The organism is Halogranum amylolyticum, from assembly GCF_900110465.1.
GTDB classification, from domain to species: Archaea; Halobacteriota; Halobacteria; order Halobacteriales; family Haloferacaceae; genus Halogranum; species Halogranum amylolyticum.
In genome coordinates this window covers 1-16829 of sequence record NZ_FODV01000002.1, presented here as the reverse complement: position 1 = coordinate 16829, position 16829 = coordinate 1, and the positions used below count along the sequence as shown (strand labels likewise).

Below are 16829 nucleotides of genomic sequence, written 5' to 3'. Positions count from 1 at the left end.
GCGCGACCGCTACATCCCCATGTCGGCAGCGTCGTCGGGGATCGGCAGGTCGTGGACGTCGACGCCGAGCAGCTCGGCGGCGTGGTCCAGCGCCATCTCGAACCCGTAGTACCGTTCGAGTTCGTCACCGTCGGCGGTGGGTCGTACTTTCAACATGGCGTACCCCTCAACGTTCTGGGTGACGGCCGCTGTCCGCCCGTCACGATCGAACGTCAGCAGTCGCTCGCCGTCCGTCTCGTTGTAGTGGGCGATAATCCCGTTCGCAGTGGCCGCTGCGGTAGCTTCGGGCATAGCAGTCACTTCGGAACGGGGACAGTCGAAGCTATCGATTGTAATGAAGTATGAATGCGGACAGGACGGGGTTGCCCGGCGTTCCGGCACGGGTAATCCCGGTTGCCTCCTCCACCCCGCGACCCTACGAGCGACGCACGTCCGGCGGTGGGCTGCTCGCTTCCGCGCCTGACCCAGTGCCACCGATGAACGACGAGTCGACGTCCCTGCGGACGTGTTTCGTCGAGCCGCTGTCCCCGCAGGACGAGGTTTCTACGTTGGCTTTCGGGGCCCGTGCCGGTCAGACCGGACGCGCCCGTCGTTCGGTCCCCGCTAAAGACTCTATTGCGGGAAGTGAGCAGGGCCTAACTGCCCGACCTAGTCCACTTCATTGTATCCGTCGGCCTCATAAGGGCCTTTCGACTTCGGTCCGAAAACCGGCTGACGAGGGGAACGGTTCTGCGAGTCTCCGGGCGCCCCTCACCTCCAGAGGACGCCGCGAGCGTAGCCGGCGGCAGCCAGAGGGACAACCGCCGCGAGGGCGACGACGACCCAGCGGTGGTTCGCGATCCACGCGGCCGACGGCGGGAAACTGAACAGGACGGTCGGATCGACCGAGACCGCCCAGAGGACGGCGAGCGCGAAGGTGACGACGCCGAGGACGAGCGCGATGCCGGCGACGAGATCCGGTTCCGCCGTCCCGCGCGTCCCCGAAAGCAGCACGACGACGGTGAGAAGCGACATGAAAGCGATGCCCCCGCTGCCGACGGGGCCCGAGGCGTAGTACGCCCCGAGGGTGGGACCCGCGTCGGTGACGGCGACGTACGGTATTCCGAGTGCGACGAGTAGTGCGACGCAGGCACCGACCCCGACGGTGGGCGCAACGTCTTCCAGATCCATGTGTCCAGTCCGGACGGTCGGAAGATAAAGAACCCGAGACAGGTTTCGGTTGTCAGAGGGGAAAACTGTAAAGCGTTCCGTTGCGCGGGTCCCGTATGGAACGCGTAGCAATCATTGGCGCGTCGATGACCCAGTTCGGGCAACGCGACGCGTGGATCTGTGAACTGCTCGCGCAGGCCGGACAGGAGTGTCTCGAAGACGCCGATGTCTCGCCCGACGCGATCGACCACCTGTACGTCTCGAACATGGCGAGCGGCGAGTTCGAGGGGCAGACGGGCATACCGAACGCCCTCGCTCACGACCTGGCAGCGATGCCGGCCTACACGGCCCGCATCGACCAGACCTCGTCCTCGGGTGGCGCCGGCGTCTACGCTGCCTGGCAGTCCGTCGCCAGCGGCGCAAGCGAGATGACGATGCTCGTCGGCGGTGAGAAGATGACCCACCGGACGACGGCGGAAGCGACCGACGTCATCGCCTCGATCACACACCCGGTCGAGTACAAACACGGCGTGACGCTCCCGAGCTTCGCCGGACTCACAGCGCGACTCTACCTCGAGACGTACGACGCGCCGCGAGAGAGTCTCGCCAAGGTCGCTGTGAAGAACCACAAGAACGGCGTCGACAACCCCCACGCACAGTTCCAAAAAGAGGTCGACCTCGAGACGGTGCTCGACTCGCCTATCGTCGCCGACCCGCTTCGACTCTACGACTTCTGTCCTATCACGGACGGGAGTGCAGCACTGATGTTCTGTCCCGAGTCGGTCGCTCAGGAGTACACCGACAACTACGCGGTCGTCTCTGGGGTCGGCGGTGCCACCGACACGCACGTCGTTCACGAGCGTTCGGACCCGACGACGATGCGCGGCGTCGTCGAGTCGAGCCAGCAGGCGTACGAGATGGCGGACCTCGGTCCCGAAGACGTCGACGTGGCGGAGCTCCACGACATGTTCACCATCCTCGAGTTCCTGCAGGCGGAGGGCGTCGGCTTCTTCGAGAAAGGCGAGGCGTGGAAGGCAGTCGAGGAGGGTGTCACCGAACGCGACGGCGATCTCCCCATCAACACGTCCGGCGGCCTCAAATCGAAGGGCCACCCGCTCGGTGCCTCGGGCGTCGCGCAGGTGTACGAGATTTACAAGCAAGTGCTCGGTGAAGCGGGGCCGCGGCAGGTCGACGCGGACGTCGGCCTCGCGACGAACGTCGGCGGCTTCGGGAACTGTGTTTCGACCACGATTCTGGAGGGCAACTAATGAGCGAAAACCCACCACTGGAGGCGTACCGCTACTCGGACGGAAGCATCACCTACCCCGGCCACCCACTCGGTCCCGACGGCGAGGAGTCCGTCGGCACCGTCGACCTCAGCGAGTACACGGCCGAGGTCGTCACGTGGACGACGTCGACGGCGACGCCGCCGGGCGTCCGCCAGCCGAACACGCTCGCAATCGTCGAGTTCGACGTCGACGGCGAACCCGTCCGCGCGCTCGGCCAGATGACGACCGACGAGGTCGACATCGGCGACGAAGTGAAACCGGTCTACTGCGAGGAACTCCGCGAACCCGGCGCCGGTATCCGGGAACCGGAGAGCCAGGAGTGGGACGGGTATCGTTTTGAACCAGTCCAATAGCGCGCTCCGTCGCGCGGAAACTGGTTCAGAACGAAGGTTCGAGCCGACCCAGTAGGCGCGTTTCATCGCGCCGACGTGGGGTCGGGGGTTCGTGCCGGTCTGACCACAGGTTCGTCTGCTGAAGCCGGTTCGAAGAGTGACCTTCGCTCGTTTTACCACGTCGAAAGCGGTACGCAGTGACGCTCAGTAGTCGTCTCGGCTTTGGTCGCCGTCGACGTCGTCCAACTCGTCTTTGATCGACTGGAGTTCGGACTCGACGTCGATCTCGTCGTCGACGGACTCCGGTTCGTCCGTCTCGACGTCCCGCCCGCCGTCGGGTTCCTCGTCGACGGCGATCTCGACGGGGCCGGAGCGTCCGCTACGGTCGCTCCGCTGCGACGACCCTCTGCGGCTCTCCGGCCGAGAATGACTGCGCGAGCGACTCCGTGACCGCGTACGCGAGCCGGAGCGACTCTCCTCGATGCGGCGCTCGATCTCGTCGGTCAGACTTCGTGCGTCTTCGACGATGTTCCGCGACTCGGGGTCGTCCGGGAGGTCCGCCTCGGCGAGCGCGCGCTGGAGCTCGGAGAGCGCACGGTCGAGACCGTCGACGGCGTCGTCGCGGACGGTCCGGACGCGGCGGCGCGTCTCGTCGCTCCCCTCCCGGAGCGTTCCCTCGGGGTTCGCCAGTCGGAGGAGTTTCTGGAGCAGTTCGAGCGCGCGGATGTTCACCTCGAGAATCGTGATGACCGTCGGGATGGTGTACTCGTCGGTGAACCGGAGGATCTCGCTCGGGGTCGGCGGTCGGAACGTCCGGCGGGCCTCGGGGCGTCGCTGTAGTTCGTCCCGGAGGTCGCCGAGCGTCAGTTCGAGGTCGTCGAGCAGGTCGACGAGGTCGTCGTCACGGGAACTCATACTCGGCCGTTCGACGGGCACAGCCAAAAGGGTTGGTCGCGCGCGGACCCTAGTCCGACTCGGTCGAACCCATCGGTCGAACCCAGTCAGTCGAACCCGCGGCGATACTGCACCGGGAGGTCGACGTCGGCACCGAGCTCCTGTGCCGCGTGGAGCGTGAAGTACGGGTCACGGAGATGTTCCCGACCGACGATGGCGAGGTCGGCACGACCGTTGCGAATTAGCTGGTCGGCCTGTTCGGCCTCGGTGATGCCGCCGACCGCTCCGACGGCGAGCTCCGTGTTCTCCTTGATCGTCTCGGCGTAGGGGATCTGGTAGCCCGGTCCCGCGTTCGGAATCTGCTGGTCGGGGTGGATGCCGCCCGCGCTGACGTCGACGAGATCTGCACCCGCCTCCGCGAGCAGTGGCGCGAGGCGGACCGACTGATCGATATCCCACGACTCTCGGTCGGGTAACCAGTCAGTCGCGGAGATACGGACGAAGACGGGTTTGTCGTCGGGCCAGACCTCGCGGACGGCCGCCGTCACTTCGCGGACGAGTCGAGTGCGGTTCTCGAAGCTCCCGCCGTACTCGTCGTCGCGGTCGTTGGTGACCGGCGAGAGGAACTCGTGGAGCAGGTAGCCGTGGGCGGCGTGGACCTCCGCGATCTCGAAACCGGCGTCGTCGGCGCGCTTCGCCGCCTTCACGAACGCCTGCGTGACGTCCTCGACGTCGGCCGCCGTCATCGCACGCTGTCCCGGCGGATCGTCGTCGTAGGGGTACGGCTCCGCCGACGGAGCGACCGTCTCCCACCCGCCGTCGTCCGCGGAGAGCGGTCTGCTCCCGTCCCACGGTCGACTCTTCGACGCCTTTCGGCCCGCGTGTGCGAGTTGGATGGCCGGGACGCTCCCTTGCGAGCGGACGAACTCCGCGACCGGTGCGAGCGCGTCGGCGTGCTCCTGGTTCCAGATGCCGAGGTCGTGTGGCGAGATGCGACCGCGCGCTTCGACCGCCGTCGCCTCCGTCATGACGACGCCCGCCCCGCCGACCGCGCGACTACCGAGGTGGACGAGATGCCAGTCGGTGGCGACGCCGTCTGCCGTCGAGTACTGACACATCGGCGACACCATCACACGGTTCGGGACGGTCGTCTCCCGAAGCGACAACGGACTGAAAAGCGACTCTGTCATCGTCGGTCGTTGGCAGCGACGGCTGAAACCCCTGTTGACACCGGAGAACGAGACCTCCATTCACTCAGGGACGAGTCACAATCGCCCCCGCAACACTTATTATCTAAGGTAACAATTATAAGAAAGTAATGGGGAGCGTTGGTGATAGGAACGACTCGTTCGCTCGGTCACTGCAGGAGCTCAAACGACGGGGGAGCAATCTCCTCGTCGTCGGGTCGCCCGCAGAGCAGGCTCGAGACGCAGCGACCCGTCGGCTCCTCGGGGATGGAGTAGCCGAGACGCGTCGTCGGTTGTTCGTCTTCACCGACGCAACCCACGCAGACGCCAGAATCGGACACGGTGCCGTCGGCCCCGAGACCGTACGAGTGATCGACCGAACGACGCAGACGAGAACTACGGCCGCCGCCGTCCCTTCGACGTCGACGCCCGGTCGAATCGCACGGCGGCAGCTGGAGACGACACGACTGGGTTCTCTCGCGTGGTGTATCCAAGAGGAGATCGAGACGTTCGAACGCCACGCCGGGGGGTTCTCGAACGGCGAACTCCGCCTCTGTTTCGACTCGCTCGCTCCGCTGCTCTCGGAGCACGACGCCACGGCAGTACGCCGGTTCGTCCAGACAGTCGGCAACCGCGTCCGTGCGTCGAGCGGGATGGCACACTACCACCTCCCGCTGTCGCGCTCCGAACCGATCGTCGAGACGCTCGCGCCCGGCTTCGACGCCGTCATCCAGCTCCGCGTCCGCGACGGGCTCCCCGAACACCGCTGGACGCTCCAAGACGGGGCGCTCGAGAGCTCGTGGATACCACTCTGAGACCGTCGACCCCGTCCGGCTGACGCCCGAACTCGATTTAGGGCAACCAAAACCTATTTGTCTTTAGGCTCGCCTAACTCCGTGTATGGAAGTCACCGACGGCCGTGACGGCGCCGAGCAGCTGGCCGACACCGACATCGACACCTCACGAGCAACGATCTCTGTCCACCAGTCGTCTCCGGACCGGTTCGTCTTCACCGAGGAGAACAACACCGACGGATGGATCGCGACGGATCTCGCGGTCGACCTCGAGCGGTAGTTCTACGGACACTCTCCAGCGTCAGCACAAAAACGGACGTAGCGGACTGTAGTGGACTCGTTTCCTCGACCGGTTCCGATCAGTGCGTCGCTTCTTCGAGCACGAGCGTGTCGTCTTCGAGGTAGTGTTCGATGTGGTGAGCGTACTCTTCGAGTTCGACGAGGTGAAGACGGAGCATCTCGGCGGTAGCGTGGTCGCCGAGGCTCGTCGCCAGTTCGATATGTTCGCGGACGGTCTCGATGATGTCGCCGTACATCTCCATATCGTTCGACAGCGAGGTCCGGATGTCGTAGACGTCGTTGTCCTCGGGCGAGACTGGTGCCGCCTCCTGGAGGTCTTTCATCCCCGAGATCGGGACGCCGCCGAGCGCCTGGGCGCGCTCTGCGAGTTCGTCGGCCGCCTCTTCTGCCTCTTCGGCGGCCTCCCCGAGGAACTCGTGGACCTCGAGGAACTCCGCACCCTCGACGTTCCAGTGGTGCTTCTTCAGCTGGTGGTACAGCACGTACGTCGCCGCCAGGTCCGTGTTCAGCGCGTCGACGAGCTGTTCGGCCTTCTCCTGATCGAGTCGGAGCGCCGGACTCGTTTCGACTGTACCCGCCTTCTGCTGGACGTTCTTCTGAGTACTCATTACACTCTCCCCTTAGCACGCGAGCCATATAAACTTTGACGACCCGAAAACCAATCTTTGGTTTACCTAAACAATTCTTCCCAATTGCCGACGCCGATAGCCCATGCCAGTGTATCACGTGTTCACGATATACACGGACGGACCGACAACTACCGTCGAGTTGACGACCGACGTCGTTCTCGACACCCGAACTACTCGACCCGTTCGTCGAAGATCGGGATGAACGCCCGCTGTTCGGCGAGTACCGCCGGGTCGAGCGTGACGACGAGGTCCCGCTCGTCCCGGTTCACCGCGGCGGCGACGGCCCCGTCGGGTCGAACGACCATCGACCGTCCGGCGTACTCCGCGGGTGGCGTCGCCGTCGTCCGATGGGGACCGGTTCGGCCCGCGCCGACGACCCACCGGACGCCGTCGAGCGCCCGCGCCCGGAGGAGGAGCCGCCAGTTCTCGCTGTGAGCCGCGGGCCACGCGCCCGTGACGAACAGCGCGTCGACCCGCTCGCGCGTGAACGCCGCGCTCTCGGCGACGAAGTTCAGGTCGTAGCAGGTGAGTATCCCGGTGCGTCCTGCCGGCGTGTCGACGATCACTCGTTCGTCGCCCGCCGTGAGGACGTCGCGTTCGCTCCCCCAGAGGTGACGCTTGCGGTAGACTGTCGTCTCGCCGCTGGGTCGGACGTACGCCGTCGCGTTGTAGCACCGTCCGTCTCCGCGTTCGACGAACCCGACGAGGAGCGCGAGATCGTTGTCGCGGGCGGTCTCCCGAACCCGGTCGAGGACGGGCCCCTCGGCGTCGAGTGCGACGTCGGCCAGTCGGTCGTCGTCGACGAACCCCGTCAGAGCGTACTCGGGGAACAGTGCGACGTCGACGCCGCTTTCGAGTCTGTCAGCCCGTTCGACGATTTCGGCGACGTTCGTGTCGACCGACAGGTCCTTGACGGCGAGTTGTGGTACGGCGACGGTCGGCATATGGGGTGCTCGTCCGGGTAGACGAAAAGCGTCTCGACAGCCGCTAGAGAGATATACCTGCATGACATATGTTATCGTGCCGGTGGCGGTCGGATACCGACACCGGTAGGGCGTCCGCGAACGACGTGGGTTTCGTCATGGTCTCCCACGGAGGTAGGGTGCGGTCGCCCGTCTTCGAACGCACCGCCGAGCGGTTCGCAAAGGGAAACGCTCTTTTCACCGTCGCACGGACGTCCAACATATGAGTGACGGGGACGACGCGCCCGAGGATTCGGGCGCAGCGGAAGACGAGATTTCGGCCGAAAGCCTCGAAGAACGGCTGTCGGCCGCCGAGGCGGACCTGGAGGCCGCCGAGACCGAGGACGACCTCGACGACGTCGAAGCGGAACTCGACGACATCGAGTCGGACCTGGAGGCCGCCGACCTCCCGGAACCGGACGAAGACGAGGACGACGAGGAGAACGTCCGCGAGGAACTGGAGGGTACGCTCTCGGACCTCCGCGAGGAGCTCGAAGCGCAGCGCGGCCCCTACGCCGCGGACGTCGTCGAGATGGTCGAGGAGGCCGAGACGAAGATCTCCGACACCCGCTGGACCGAACGCGGGGAGACGGAGATCGTCACGGCGGTCGAGTCGTTCGTCGACTCGGTGAACAACATCCTCGACACCTCCGTATCTGTCGACGGCACCGACGAGAGCGCACTGACCGCCGCACTCGACGACGCCGTGGCGGCCATCGAAGCCGCGGACCTCGACGCCGACGACGACGCGGAGACCATCGCCACGCTCGTCGAGGCGGCCGACGACCTCGAGTCCGACCTCGACGACGCCCAGGAGTGGGACGACCTCGAGACCCGCGAGCAGCTCCAGGTACAGGGGTTCTACGACGTGCTCGGTCACTACAAGGACTACCCGCCGGAGTGGTCTGCCGTCAAGGGATGGGAGCAGGAGGGGAACGTCGAGATGGTCCTACTCGCGCTCGAGAGCTTCCAGTCGGACTTCATGGAGGAGAACTGCCTGGAGTCGATCATCCGCATGAACGACCAGGCGGCGTTCGACGCGATGCACCAGCGCGCACAGAAGCGCAACAAACCCGCGATCAAGGCGCTCGGGAAGATGCGCGCGACCGACGCCGTCGAGACGCTCGTCGAGTATGTCGACGCCGACAAAGACCCCCAACTGCAGAAGGTGACGTTCAAGGCGCTCGGCGAGATCGGTGACGAACGCGCGACACAGCCGCTGGCGAACAAACTCGTCATGGAGAACGAGAACGTCCGTCCGTACGCGGCCCGCGCGCTCGGCCTCCTCGGCGACACCCGTGCCGTCGACCCGCTCACGGACGTCCTCGCCGACGACGAGAACGACACCGTCCGCGCCAGCGCCGCGTGGGCACTCCGACAGATCGGCACCGAGAAGGCGCTCGAGGCGGCCGCCGAGTACGGCGACGACCGCTCGTACCTCGTCCAGTCGGAGTCCGAAAAGGCCTCCGACGCGCTCTCGGTCCAGCAGACGGCCTGAACGGGTCTCCCTCGTTTTCCCACCGCCGCGTCCGGAGCGACTGCGCCCCCACTCCGCGCCGAACGTTTTTGTTCGAGGAGGCGACCACCGCCTCGCGTGTCTCGTCCCGCTACGCTCTGTGTACTCGTCATTCTCTGTGTAGCGATGAGTCCACCCTCGGGTGGCGTCGCCTCCGCCGCCTCGCCCCCACCCGATTCGTCCCCGCCGCACGACGACCGAGACGCGTACGTCGTCTCGCTGTACCCGAACCCGTTCGCCGACGGCGACCGCGGTGAGTTCGTCGTCGTCGGCCTCTCGGCCGAGCGGTCCGGAAACTGGACGCTCACGGACGGCGAGGCGACGGTGGCGCTGCCGACCGACGCGACCGGTTCGAACGGCAGTCCGACCCGTCTCGTCGTCACCGTGACGCCTACGGCGCTCCCGAACGGGACGACCGGGCGCGTCGTCCGCGCGCCGGCGGCGTTCGAACTCGCCAACGGCGGTGAGCGACTCCGACTCAAGCGAGACGGTGTCGTCGTCGACCGCGTCGCCTACGAGAACGCACCCGAAGGAGAGCGATGGCGCCGGGATCGAACGCCGCGGTGGCGACCGCTCGGGTTCTCCCCCCGGTCGGTCGCCGTCGCGGGGTCGACGACGGCCGAGACGTTCGTGCTTCCCGACGCCCCCGACGTCCCGCGACGGACGCTCCGGAGCGCGGACCGACGCATCCTCCTCGCCGGCTACACGTTCGCCTCGCCCCACGTCGCGAACCTGCTCGTCGCGGCCGCCGAACGCGGCGTTCGCGTCCGAGTGCTCGTCGACGACGCGCCCGTCGGCGGGACGACGATCCGACAGGCGGCCGCACTCGACCGACTCGAAGCGGCGGGCGTCGACGTCGCCGTCGTCGGTGGCGAGCGTGCACGGTACGACTACCACCACCCGAAGTACGCCGTCGTCGACGACCGGGCGCTCGTGCTCACCGAGAACTGGAAGCCGAGCGGGACGGGCGGCCGAAGCAACCGCGGGTGGGGCGTCCGCGTCGCGTCGACGGCGACGGCCGACGAACTCGCCGCCGTCTTTCGGACCGACGCCACCGGGCCGGATACGACGCCGTGGTCGCAGTTCCGCCGCGGCCGATCGTTCACCGCGAGTCGGTCTGCGAACGGAACGTATCGGGCGCAGTTCGACTCTCGCTCGGTCGCCGTCGACCGCGTGCGGCTCGTGACCGCACCCGGCAACGCCGAGCGAGCAATCGTCGGCGTCGTCGACAGCGCGACCGAACGTGTCTCGGTCGTCCAGCCGACGGTCGGCGGCCGCCACCACCCGTTCCTCCGTGCGACGCTCCGGGCCGCCGAGCGCGGCGTCGACGTCCGGATCCTTCTCTCGGGGACGTGGTACGTCGCGGAGGAGAACCGCCGACTCGTCGACTGGCTGAACGAGCGGGCCGAACGTCGGAACCTGCCGCTGGAGGCTCGCGTCGCCGCCCCCGACGGCCGGTTCGAGAAGATCCACGCGAAGGCCGTCGTCGCCGACGACCGCGTCGTCGTCGGCAGCGTCAACTGGAATCCGTACCCAAGGTTGATGTTCCAAACACCAATTGTTGGACACAAAATGGTCGACCTTGACGTAGCCAACTACGAATCAGACGTTCAACGCGAACTCAATCTCGTGATGGACTCTCTTGACGACCCCAACAAGGGAGACATTGTCGACTACATTGACGCGCTGGACGCGACCCCCGCAACAACACGCGACTACATAGGTCGACTCCGACGACTATCTGCTAACGCTGAGAAACCACTCAGGAAACTTGACCGGAGAGAATTCAAGAACGTTCTCCGAGAGATGGGCCGTGACTACGACTCCGAGAACGGCTACGCAGATGGCACACGAAGAAAGTACATTGAAGCATTTGTTTACTTTTCGAGGCATCACAACTTAGACGTCGCAGACAATCTCACGGTTCCAAGCGTTAACCAGAGCAAAATCGATGAAGACGTCGTACTGTCATTCAGTGAAGTTTCAACGCTGATTGAGACAGCATCAAAACCACGTCAAAAAGCGATTATCGCCACATACTGGGAAGCCGCTCCCCGAGTTACTGCACTCGCATCACTTAGAGTCGGGGATTACGAACCAATAGAGGACACTCACGCAATTTTAACCACACCTACTGGCGCAACCGGACTCAAAGGTGCAGATGGACGCAAGAAGCCCTTGACCGTCGCTCGCGGGTATGTCGACAAGTGGCTCTCCGAACACCCGTGTGCTGATGACGATGACGCCGCGCTGTTTTGCCGACAAGACAGCGAGAAACACTACGGTGAGCATATGACCCCGGAATCGTTCAGGGTGAAAATCAAGCGAATCGCGAGAGAAGCCGGGATTGACCCTGAGAGGGTGAATAACCACGCATTCCGGCACGCAAGAGCAACATGGATGCGCAAGAAAGACGAATACGGACCTGGCGACATTGAACACAACCTGGACTGGACAGAAGGGACTAATCAGCACGAGCGCTACGAACACATCAACCAATCCGACCAAATCAAATCACTGCTTAGAGCCGCTGACATCGACGCAGACGTCGATATCGACGTCGAAGAAGAAGCCATCAAATGCCCGCGTTGCGACACCATCATGGCTGCCGGGACATCGCAATGCCCACGGTGTCATCTCCGGGTCTCCGACGATGCCCGTCCCCAGTGGCTTCAAGCGTTCTTCGATGTCGCCGAAGAAGATGACGATCTGACTCATTATCTCCGTCAACACGAACCTCGGAATATTGGAGAACTAGGCTTTCAAACGTTCAAACAGGTCAGTGCACGGGTGGCAGTTGGTCTTGTGAAAAAACAAATCGAGGGGACTGATGAAGAAGCAGCGGAAGCCCGAGAGACGCTAAACAACTTGTTTGAGGGGGAGGACAGCGTCTTGTCCGCGCACTTGTCCGAGAACGAACTCGAACACCACTTCAGCGGATTTGAAGCACCACGAGAAGCCGTTGAGGAATCCATTGAAACACTCGTGGATTAAGTCTTCCCAGACAGCATTGCCCGAGCGATCCACCCCGTAGCGTCCTCTCGCTCTGCAAGTCGCTCCAACTCTTCTTGTTCACCGTTACTTCCGTCAGAGGCAATGCCCACGTCATTGCCATCCTCACTACCTCTCGTCGCCGAACTCATTGTTGTCGCCCCTCTTGTATCGCAGACTCACTTATAAAGACTCACATTGGTTTGGTAACATTTAGAATAACAAACCATCTCTCAGAAACCACTCACAATCAAAACTCTGCTCAAAGGATGCATCCCTCAGAATCAGCAAACAAACCGCACACAACCACACTCACAACCCAAACCAACCCCATCACAGAAACAGCAACCAAACACACACGCGAACATGGACGCGACGCACATCTACCGTATCATAAGTCCGCATTCTCCAGCATCGTCTCAGCATCCGCATCCGTATCCTCACTGAACTCGTCAAGCACAGTCTCCTCAAGTGCATCAGCAACATCATCCCCCCCAACTGCGTAGACATGGATGGTCCCGATAACATCATTCGCGAAGTCATACCCTAACACATCAACAACCACACGCGCCTTCTCACGTGGATGCAGACTAGATCCGAAGACGATTTGATCACCGTCACGCGTCCCGGCGTCCACCTTGCTGAAGTCACGGTTGGATGTCTGCCGATACGCATCCTCAGGGATGTCATCTAAACTCCGCGTCGGGTCATTCTCCTCCAACCACTCAGTACGATCCTCCGCCGCAGACTCAACCTCATCAAGCGCATCTCGAACCGGCGCAGTCGACACACCAAGGTCAGTCACGTCATCCGACGATGACGACGACTCAGCCGCAATCATGCGCACCGACAAATCATCCGCTGCCTGCATGTCCGTATCAACGTCAAGATACGTTGACGCCGACTTGCGTGCCGACTCAACAATGTCGACAACATCCGACTCATCAACTGTCTCATCCAAGTCGTCAACGTAGCCTCGAACCTTGTCAGCAACATCCTGCACGTCTTGCTCACGCGACTCACGGATACTCTCCGTCATCGTCTCCTGGGCCTCCTCCAAGTCATCCATCACATCGCGCATACCCTCTTGATGAATCCCATCAAGCTGGTACGTGTCCGTCAACTCATCAACCACATCCTCCTGCTCTTCCACCCTTTCGATTAGTTCGTCCCGCTCGCGAACCGATTCAACACTGTCAACCTTCGACAATTCTTTCTTCGCCAACGCAACCTCACGCGCCGCTTTCTCATTCGCGTCACTCTGAATCGTATGCATGTCAACCGCAGACCCAGACTTGAACGGATGATCCGGCATCTGACCCCACACACGATTAATCAGACTCCCGTCACTCGGATTCGAATAGTAATCCGTCGGCCAGACTGTCTTAATGACTCGCGACAACTCGGATTTCGAATACGGCCCACCAGAATCGTACCGCAACATCCCCAACACAATCTCCGTCTGCGTGCCAACCGTCGTGTTCGGCACATTCGTTTTTTCGACATGCTCCGGATTGATCACTAAGTCGTTAGGCACGTCACCCCCGCTCTTCACGGTTTCGTGAAGCTCGTCGAACTTCTCCGATGATATCTCACCGTTGAAATCATATGGATTGTAATCCGTGATTAGCCACGGCTTCTCACGTGTGGGCGTGGACGCGTCCATGTCCTGACCCCCATCCGACTCCACATCAGATTCCGAATCTGACTCGGAATCTGACTCAGAATCGTCTGAACTTGGGGTGGTTTCGGCATCCCCCCGATTATTTTTTTCTCGCGGGGGTTTTGAGGGGGAGGGGGGTGCAACGATCCCGTCCTCGAACTCCTCTCTAAGCTCATTGATAGCTTCCAGAAGGTCTTCATTCGACGGCTCATCCGAATCCGCGCTTTCGCCGTTTAGCACGGTCTCGGACCACTCACGCATCAATCGGGACAACTCATCTCCGGCCTTATACGCTACCTGCCCGTGCTTCTTCTCGACAGCCTCCCGAAACATTTCGGCGACGTTCTCGTCAACGCGATAGTTCAATTTTTTACCCATTGTATTCTGTGGTCGTAGACCCATACTTAAATACCTTACACACAACCACCCCAAACTGGGGTTGTTTCAAAATCAAGTGGGGTGGTTCTGGTCCGAAACCACCCCGCAACACCAAAACACTAACAAAAACACGTTGACAGGTAAGTACGACAACACAAAACAAGGAAACACATAAACAAACTAACAACAACACTTATATACCTATACTGTCAAAGGACGAGTAAGACGCCACCTTTACGGCAAAGTGAGTGAACAAGGTGAGCGAGCGACGCCGTACCCCCCGCTCACGGCACGCTCACCGTCTGCGCGGGGTTCACGACAACCCCGACAAAATCCCGCGTCTCAACCCCACCCCTCGAAAACCCCGTGAGAAAAAAATAATCGCGGTATGAGAACCCCCCCCCCCCAAACGACTCCGACGACACATCGTACTTACTTCGCGGCACGTGGCCTTGCTGGTCGTGACTCACCCGAGACGCGAGAAAATCAGATCGAGCTCCCGAACTAATCGTTAGAATCATCTGGACGCGGGACACCGTGCAGGTCACGGATTTGTCGCGCGTGTCGTTCCAACTTTTCCGCGACACCCTCAGGGTCGTACACGCCTGAGTCAATGCTCTCTTGCGCTTTTTCGCGGATTAACTGGTTCGTTAGCATCGTGGTTTGTGTTTGCATATCTAGCCTGTTAAAATTCGGGTTTTGCAGTATTGTCGTTGTTCAGACCGTCACTGCCGGGTAATCTGATTGATGGTTCAGTTGTGTTCGTGTTATGGCGCGTCCACCCCACTCGTGTTACTGATGTCACCCCGGGAGGAATCTGTCAGTGAATACATTTGCGACGTGCTGTGTGTCTCATCCCAGGTTTTCATTCGCGATGAGGTATATCAGTTTGTTGAAATCGGGAGTTTGACTGTGGTTTCTGTTGTAGATTTGGGTGTGTTTCATTTGCGACGCGCTGTCTCCCCCCTAACCTCGGTTTTCATTCGCGGGACGGTGTGCTTCTCTTCGATCTTCATTCGCGACGCGCTGTCTGTTCTGTTCTTGTGAGACTTGGACCCCCTTCTGTCTTAGACGTGATTTGGCTCCCACAGTTTTCGCGTTCAGCAGTTCCCCGGCATTCTGTCGCGTCCATGTTTTCCGGTGTGTGGTGAGCATTGACCGTGATTTCATTCCGCGACGCCTTCTGATTCATCGGTCTGGTATTTTGCGCTTAGACCGGGGTGTGTTCTGTTGTGCTTTGTTCGTGATTCTATTCTCGTCGCTACTGTTCCGGGGTGTGTCTTTATCGTCGATCATTCTGGGGTGTTCCTTGTCACATTCAGAATGGGGTGTCACTATTCTCGTTCAGGGGTCGGGTTCAGGATTCTCTAACCAGATTCAGGATTCAATCTTCAGGTTAGGGGAGCCGGGACCGTGACTCTTCAGACGGGTCTTATCAGATTCTATAAACAAAACTCGGGAGCCACCAATCTGCTCTACTCGGGGGGTCCCATGGGTAGTATGACGGCGCGGTCAAGATTAGGTTACTTTTCTCGTCATTTATCAGATTTTAGTAATAGTTCAGACGGGGGTGGCAAATTTGCACCCCTACTATGAGTGTTGCTTAGGACATCAAATTATATGTACTATTTGATACCCTACTCTTTTTCTCGGGTTTCAGAGCTTCTACCGCGTGACTATCTGGGGGTGTGGTTCTTTCCACCTAAAATTTCAAGGGTGATGGTTTCCACTTGTCTTTTCCAGTCGCTCATGTGTAGCAGATTGTTGATTTCAGAGAGTCGCTTTGACAGCGTGTTTGAGTGCTTTTCGACCGGGTTTTCTGAAGAGTTCGCTGCGTAGCTGAAAGGCGCGGAGATACTGTGTCAACTTGTCCTTCGAGACGCCTCGATGCGGCGAGAGCCACCGTCGCGCCAGCGACGCGTGGCTCTCGCAGGTGTTGACGTGAACGTCTCCATCAGCGTATTCGCCGTCACCGTGGACGACGTATTCGCGGGTGAATTCGTCGTCGTCCTCCAGTGGGTCGTATGCCCGAAATCCGTCAGTGTAGACGGTCAGCGACTCCTCCTCGTGGTCCGCCAGCAGGAGTCGCACTGTCGATTCGTCAGCGGATTTCGCTGGGGCGACGTATCGCTGTCCCGTTCCACGGTCAACGATGGAGAAGACCGGTGGTTTGTCTCCCTCGTACGAACCTCGTCCGCGCGTGGACAGGCCACGCGAGCGCGACTCTTGGTCGCGCTCGCGGCCTTTCAACCCCGCAGAGACGTACACTTCGTCGATTTCGACCGGTCCAACGAGGTCGAGTTGAGGCGCGTCGAGCGCTCTGGTAAAGCGCTCGACGCGCTGATGCATCGTCTTGTAGGTGACACCGATCTCTCGCTGAAGTTGGCGAAGACTCGTGTTGAAGCGCAGAAACGCGTAGATTGAGAACAACCACTTGCGGAGCGCAACCTTCGAGTGAGCGAAAATTGTGCCCGTCTTGTCGTTGAACGTGCGGTCGCAATTCTTACAGAGATAGCGTTGAAACGCCCCATAGCTGCCGTTTCTGACCGTCCGGTCAGAACGGCAGCGGGGGCATTCGACGCCGTCACGCCAGCGAACCTGTTGGAGCAGGTCCGCTGCGAGCGATTCCGAACCAAACACATCGAGCGGAATCATTCGTGTCGGACACCGCTAACGCGGTGCCCTTGCCCTCTTCGATTCTAGAGCAACAGCTGAACTGTATCAACAATCTCCTACAGAAGAGCG

The 16829-nt window shown here is 61.4% G+C and carries 14 protein-coding genes and 1 other RNA gene; 6 read left to right on the top strand and 9 right to left on the bottom strand.

Features of this window, described 5'->3' with window-relative positions:
- Positions 1-9: 9 nt before the first annotated feature.
- From BSG17_RS03215 to BSG17_RS03205, 3 genes are all read right to left on the bottom strand, one after another.
- A complete protein-coding gene (locus BSG17_RS03215; RefSeq protein ID WP_089821048.1) occupies positions 10-291 on the bottom strand; it encodes a DUF7111 family protein in 282 nt (93 codons plus the stop codon).
- A gap of 54 nt (positions 292-345) precedes the next feature.
- Positions 346-659, bottom strand: an RNA gene (gene ffs, locus BSG17_RS03210) — signal recognition particle sRNA.
- 91 nt (positions 660-750) lie between these two features.
- On the bottom strand, positions 751-1170 hold the full coding sequence (locus tag BSG17_RS03205) for a DUF7548 family protein (protein WP_089821047.1): 420 nt from the start codon (positions 1168-1170) through the stop codon (positions 751-753).
- 95 nt (positions 1171-1265) lie between these two features.
- Here BSG17_RS03205 and BSG17_RS03200 point away from each other — a divergent pair, with 95 nt between their 5' ends.
- Together BSG17_RS03200 and BSG17_RS03195 are read left to right on the top strand one after the other, a co-directional pair.
- Positions 1266-2417 (top strand): thiolase family protein, encoded by a 1152-nt coding sequence (locus BSG17_RS03200; RefSeq protein ID WP_089821046.1) that lies wholly within the window; start codon positions 1266-1268, stop codon positions 2415-2417.
- Positions 2417-2791 (top strand): OB-fold domain-containing protein, encoded by a 375-nt coding sequence (locus BSG17_RS03195; protein WP_089821045.1) that lies wholly within the window; start codon positions 2417-2419, stop codon positions 2789-2791. Before BSG17_RS03200 ends, BSG17_RS03195 begins: the two co-directional genes overlap by 1 nt.
- Before the next feature lie 183 nt (positions 2792-2974).
- Here the strand turns inward: BSG17_RS03195 and BSG17_RS03190 are convergent, their stop codons facing one another.
- Entirely contained in the window at positions 2975-3685 is a 711-nt protein-coding gene (locus tag BSG17_RS03190; RefSeq protein ID WP_089821044.1) for a DUF7547 family protein, read from the bottom strand.
- An 86-nt stretch (positions 3686-3771) separates the two neighbouring features.
- Positions 3772-4854, bottom strand: a complete 1083-nt coding sequence (locus BSG17_RS03185; RefSeq protein ID WP_089821043.1) for an NADH:flavin oxidoreductase/NADH oxidase — start codon at positions 4852-4854, stop codon at positions 3772-3774.
- Between the two features lie 128 nt (positions 4855-4982).
- On the opposite strand from BSG17_RS03185, the gene BSG17_RS03180 reads away from it, so the two are divergent.
- Entirely contained in the window at positions 4983-5666 is a 684-nt protein-coding gene (locus BSG17_RS03180) for a DUF7504 family protein (protein ID WP_089821042.1), read from the top strand.
- Between the two features lie 85 nt (positions 5667-5751).
- Positions 5752-5925, top strand: a complete 174-nt coding sequence (locus tag BSG17_RS26725) for a hypothetical protein (protein ID WP_170864698.1) — start codon at positions 5752-5754, stop codon at positions 5923-5925.
- A 79-nt stretch (positions 5926-6004) separates the two neighbouring features.
- Here BSG17_RS26725 and dpsA read toward each other — a convergent pair whose 3' ends face one another.
- Both dpsA and BSG17_RS03170 read right to left on the bottom strand, forming a co-directional pair.
- Positions 6005-6553 (bottom strand): DNA starvation/stationary phase protection protein DpsA, encoded by a 549-nt coding sequence (gene dpsA, locus BSG17_RS03175; RefSeq protein WP_089821041.1) that lies wholly within the window; start codon positions 6551-6553, stop codon positions 6005-6007.
- Between the two features lie 191 nt (positions 6554-6744).
- On the bottom strand, positions 6745-7518 hold the full coding sequence (locus BSG17_RS03170; RefSeq protein WP_089821040.1) for a carbon-nitrogen hydrolase family protein: 774 nt from the start codon (positions 7516-7518) through the stop codon (positions 6745-6747).
- 241 nt (positions 7519-7759) lie between these two features.
- On the opposite strand from BSG17_RS03170, the gene BSG17_RS03165 reads away from it, so the two are divergent.
- Both BSG17_RS03165 and BSG17_RS03160 read left to right on the top strand, forming a co-directional pair.
- Positions 7760-9034 (top strand): HEAT repeat domain-containing protein, encoded by a 1275-nt coding sequence (locus tag BSG17_RS03165; RefSeq protein ID WP_089821039.1) that lies wholly within the window; start codon positions 7760-7762, stop codon positions 9032-9034.
- Between the two features lie 144 nt (positions 9035-9178).
- Positions 9179-12046 carry a phospholipase D-like domain-containing protein gene (locus BSG17_RS03160; protein ID WP_089821038.1) on the top strand — a complete coding sequence of 956 codons (2868 nt, stop codon included), beginning with the start codon at positions 9179-9181 and terminating at the stop codon, positions 12044-12046.
- Positions 12047-12434: 388 nt separating this feature from the next.
- Here the strand turns inward: BSG17_RS03160 and BSG17_RS03155 are convergent, their stop codons facing one another.
- Both BSG17_RS03155 and BSG17_RS03140 read right to left on the bottom strand, forming a co-directional pair.
- Positions 12435-14084, bottom strand: a complete 1650-nt coding sequence (locus BSG17_RS03155; protein ID WP_089821037.1) for a hypothetical protein — start codon at positions 14082-14084, stop codon at positions 12435-12437.
- 1770 nt (positions 14085-15854) lie between these two features.
- The gene (locus BSG17_RS03140) at positions 15855-16739 is read right to left on the bottom strand and encodes an IS1595 family transposase (RefSeq protein ID WP_089820982.1); all 885 of its coding nucleotides are present in this window, start codon (positions 16737-16739) and stop codon (positions 15855-15857) included.
- Positions 16740-16829: the final 90 nt, after the last annotated feature.

Coding starts and splice junctions, on each gene's coding strand:
- BSG17_RS03215 (WP_089821048.1), bottom strand. CDS start 291: ATGCCCGAAGCTACCGCAGCGGCCACTGCGAACGGGATTATCGCCCAC.
- BSG17_RS03205 (WP_089821047.1), bottom strand. CDS start 1,170: ATGGATCTGGAAGACGTTGCGCCCACCGTCGGGGTCGGTGCCTGCGTC.
- BSG17_RS03200 (WP_089821046.1), top strand. CDS start 1,266: ATGGAACGCGTAGCAATCATTGGCGCGTCGATGACCCAGTTCGGGCAA.
- BSG17_RS03195 (WP_089821045.1), top strand. CDS start 2,417: ATGAGCGAAAACCCACCACTGGAGGCGTACCGCTACTCGGACGGAAGC.
- BSG17_RS03190 (WP_089821044.1), bottom strand. CDS start 3,685: ATGAGTTCCCGTGACGACGACCTCGTCGACCTGCTCGACGACCTCGAA.
- BSG17_RS03185 (WP_089821043.1), bottom strand. CDS start 4,854: ATGACAGAGTCGCTTTTCAGTCCGTTGTCGCTTCGGGAGACGACCGTC.
- BSG17_RS03180 (WP_089821042.1), top strand. CDS start 4,983: ATGGGGAGCGTTGGTGATAGGAACGACTCGTTCGCTCGGTCACTGCAG.
- BSG17_RS26725 (WP_170864698.1), top strand. CDS start 5,752: ATGGAAGTCACCGACGGCCGTGACGGCGCCGAGCAGCTGGCCGACACC.
- dpsA (WP_089821041.1), bottom strand. CDS start 6,553: ATGAGTACTCAGAAGAACGTCCAGCAGAAGGCGGGTACAGTCGAAACG.
- BSG17_RS03170 (WP_089821040.1), bottom strand. CDS start 7,518: ATGCCGACCGTCGCCGTACCACAACTCGCCGTCAAGGACCTGTCGGTC.
- BSG17_RS03165 (WP_089821039.1), top strand. CDS start 7,760: ATGAGTGACGGGGACGACGCGCCCGAGGATTCGGGCGCAGCGGAAGAC.
- BSG17_RS03160 (WP_089821038.1), top strand. CDS start 9,179: ATGAGTCCACCCTCGGGTGGCGTCGCCTCCGCCGCCTCGCCCCCACCC.
- BSG17_RS03155 (WP_089821037.1), bottom strand. CDS start 14,084: ATGGGTAAAAAATTGAACTATCGCGTTGACGAGAACGTCGCCGAAATG.
- BSG17_RS03140 (WP_089820982.1), bottom strand. CDS start 16,739: ATGATTCCGCTCGATGTGTTTGGTTCGGAATCGCTCGCAGCGGACCTG.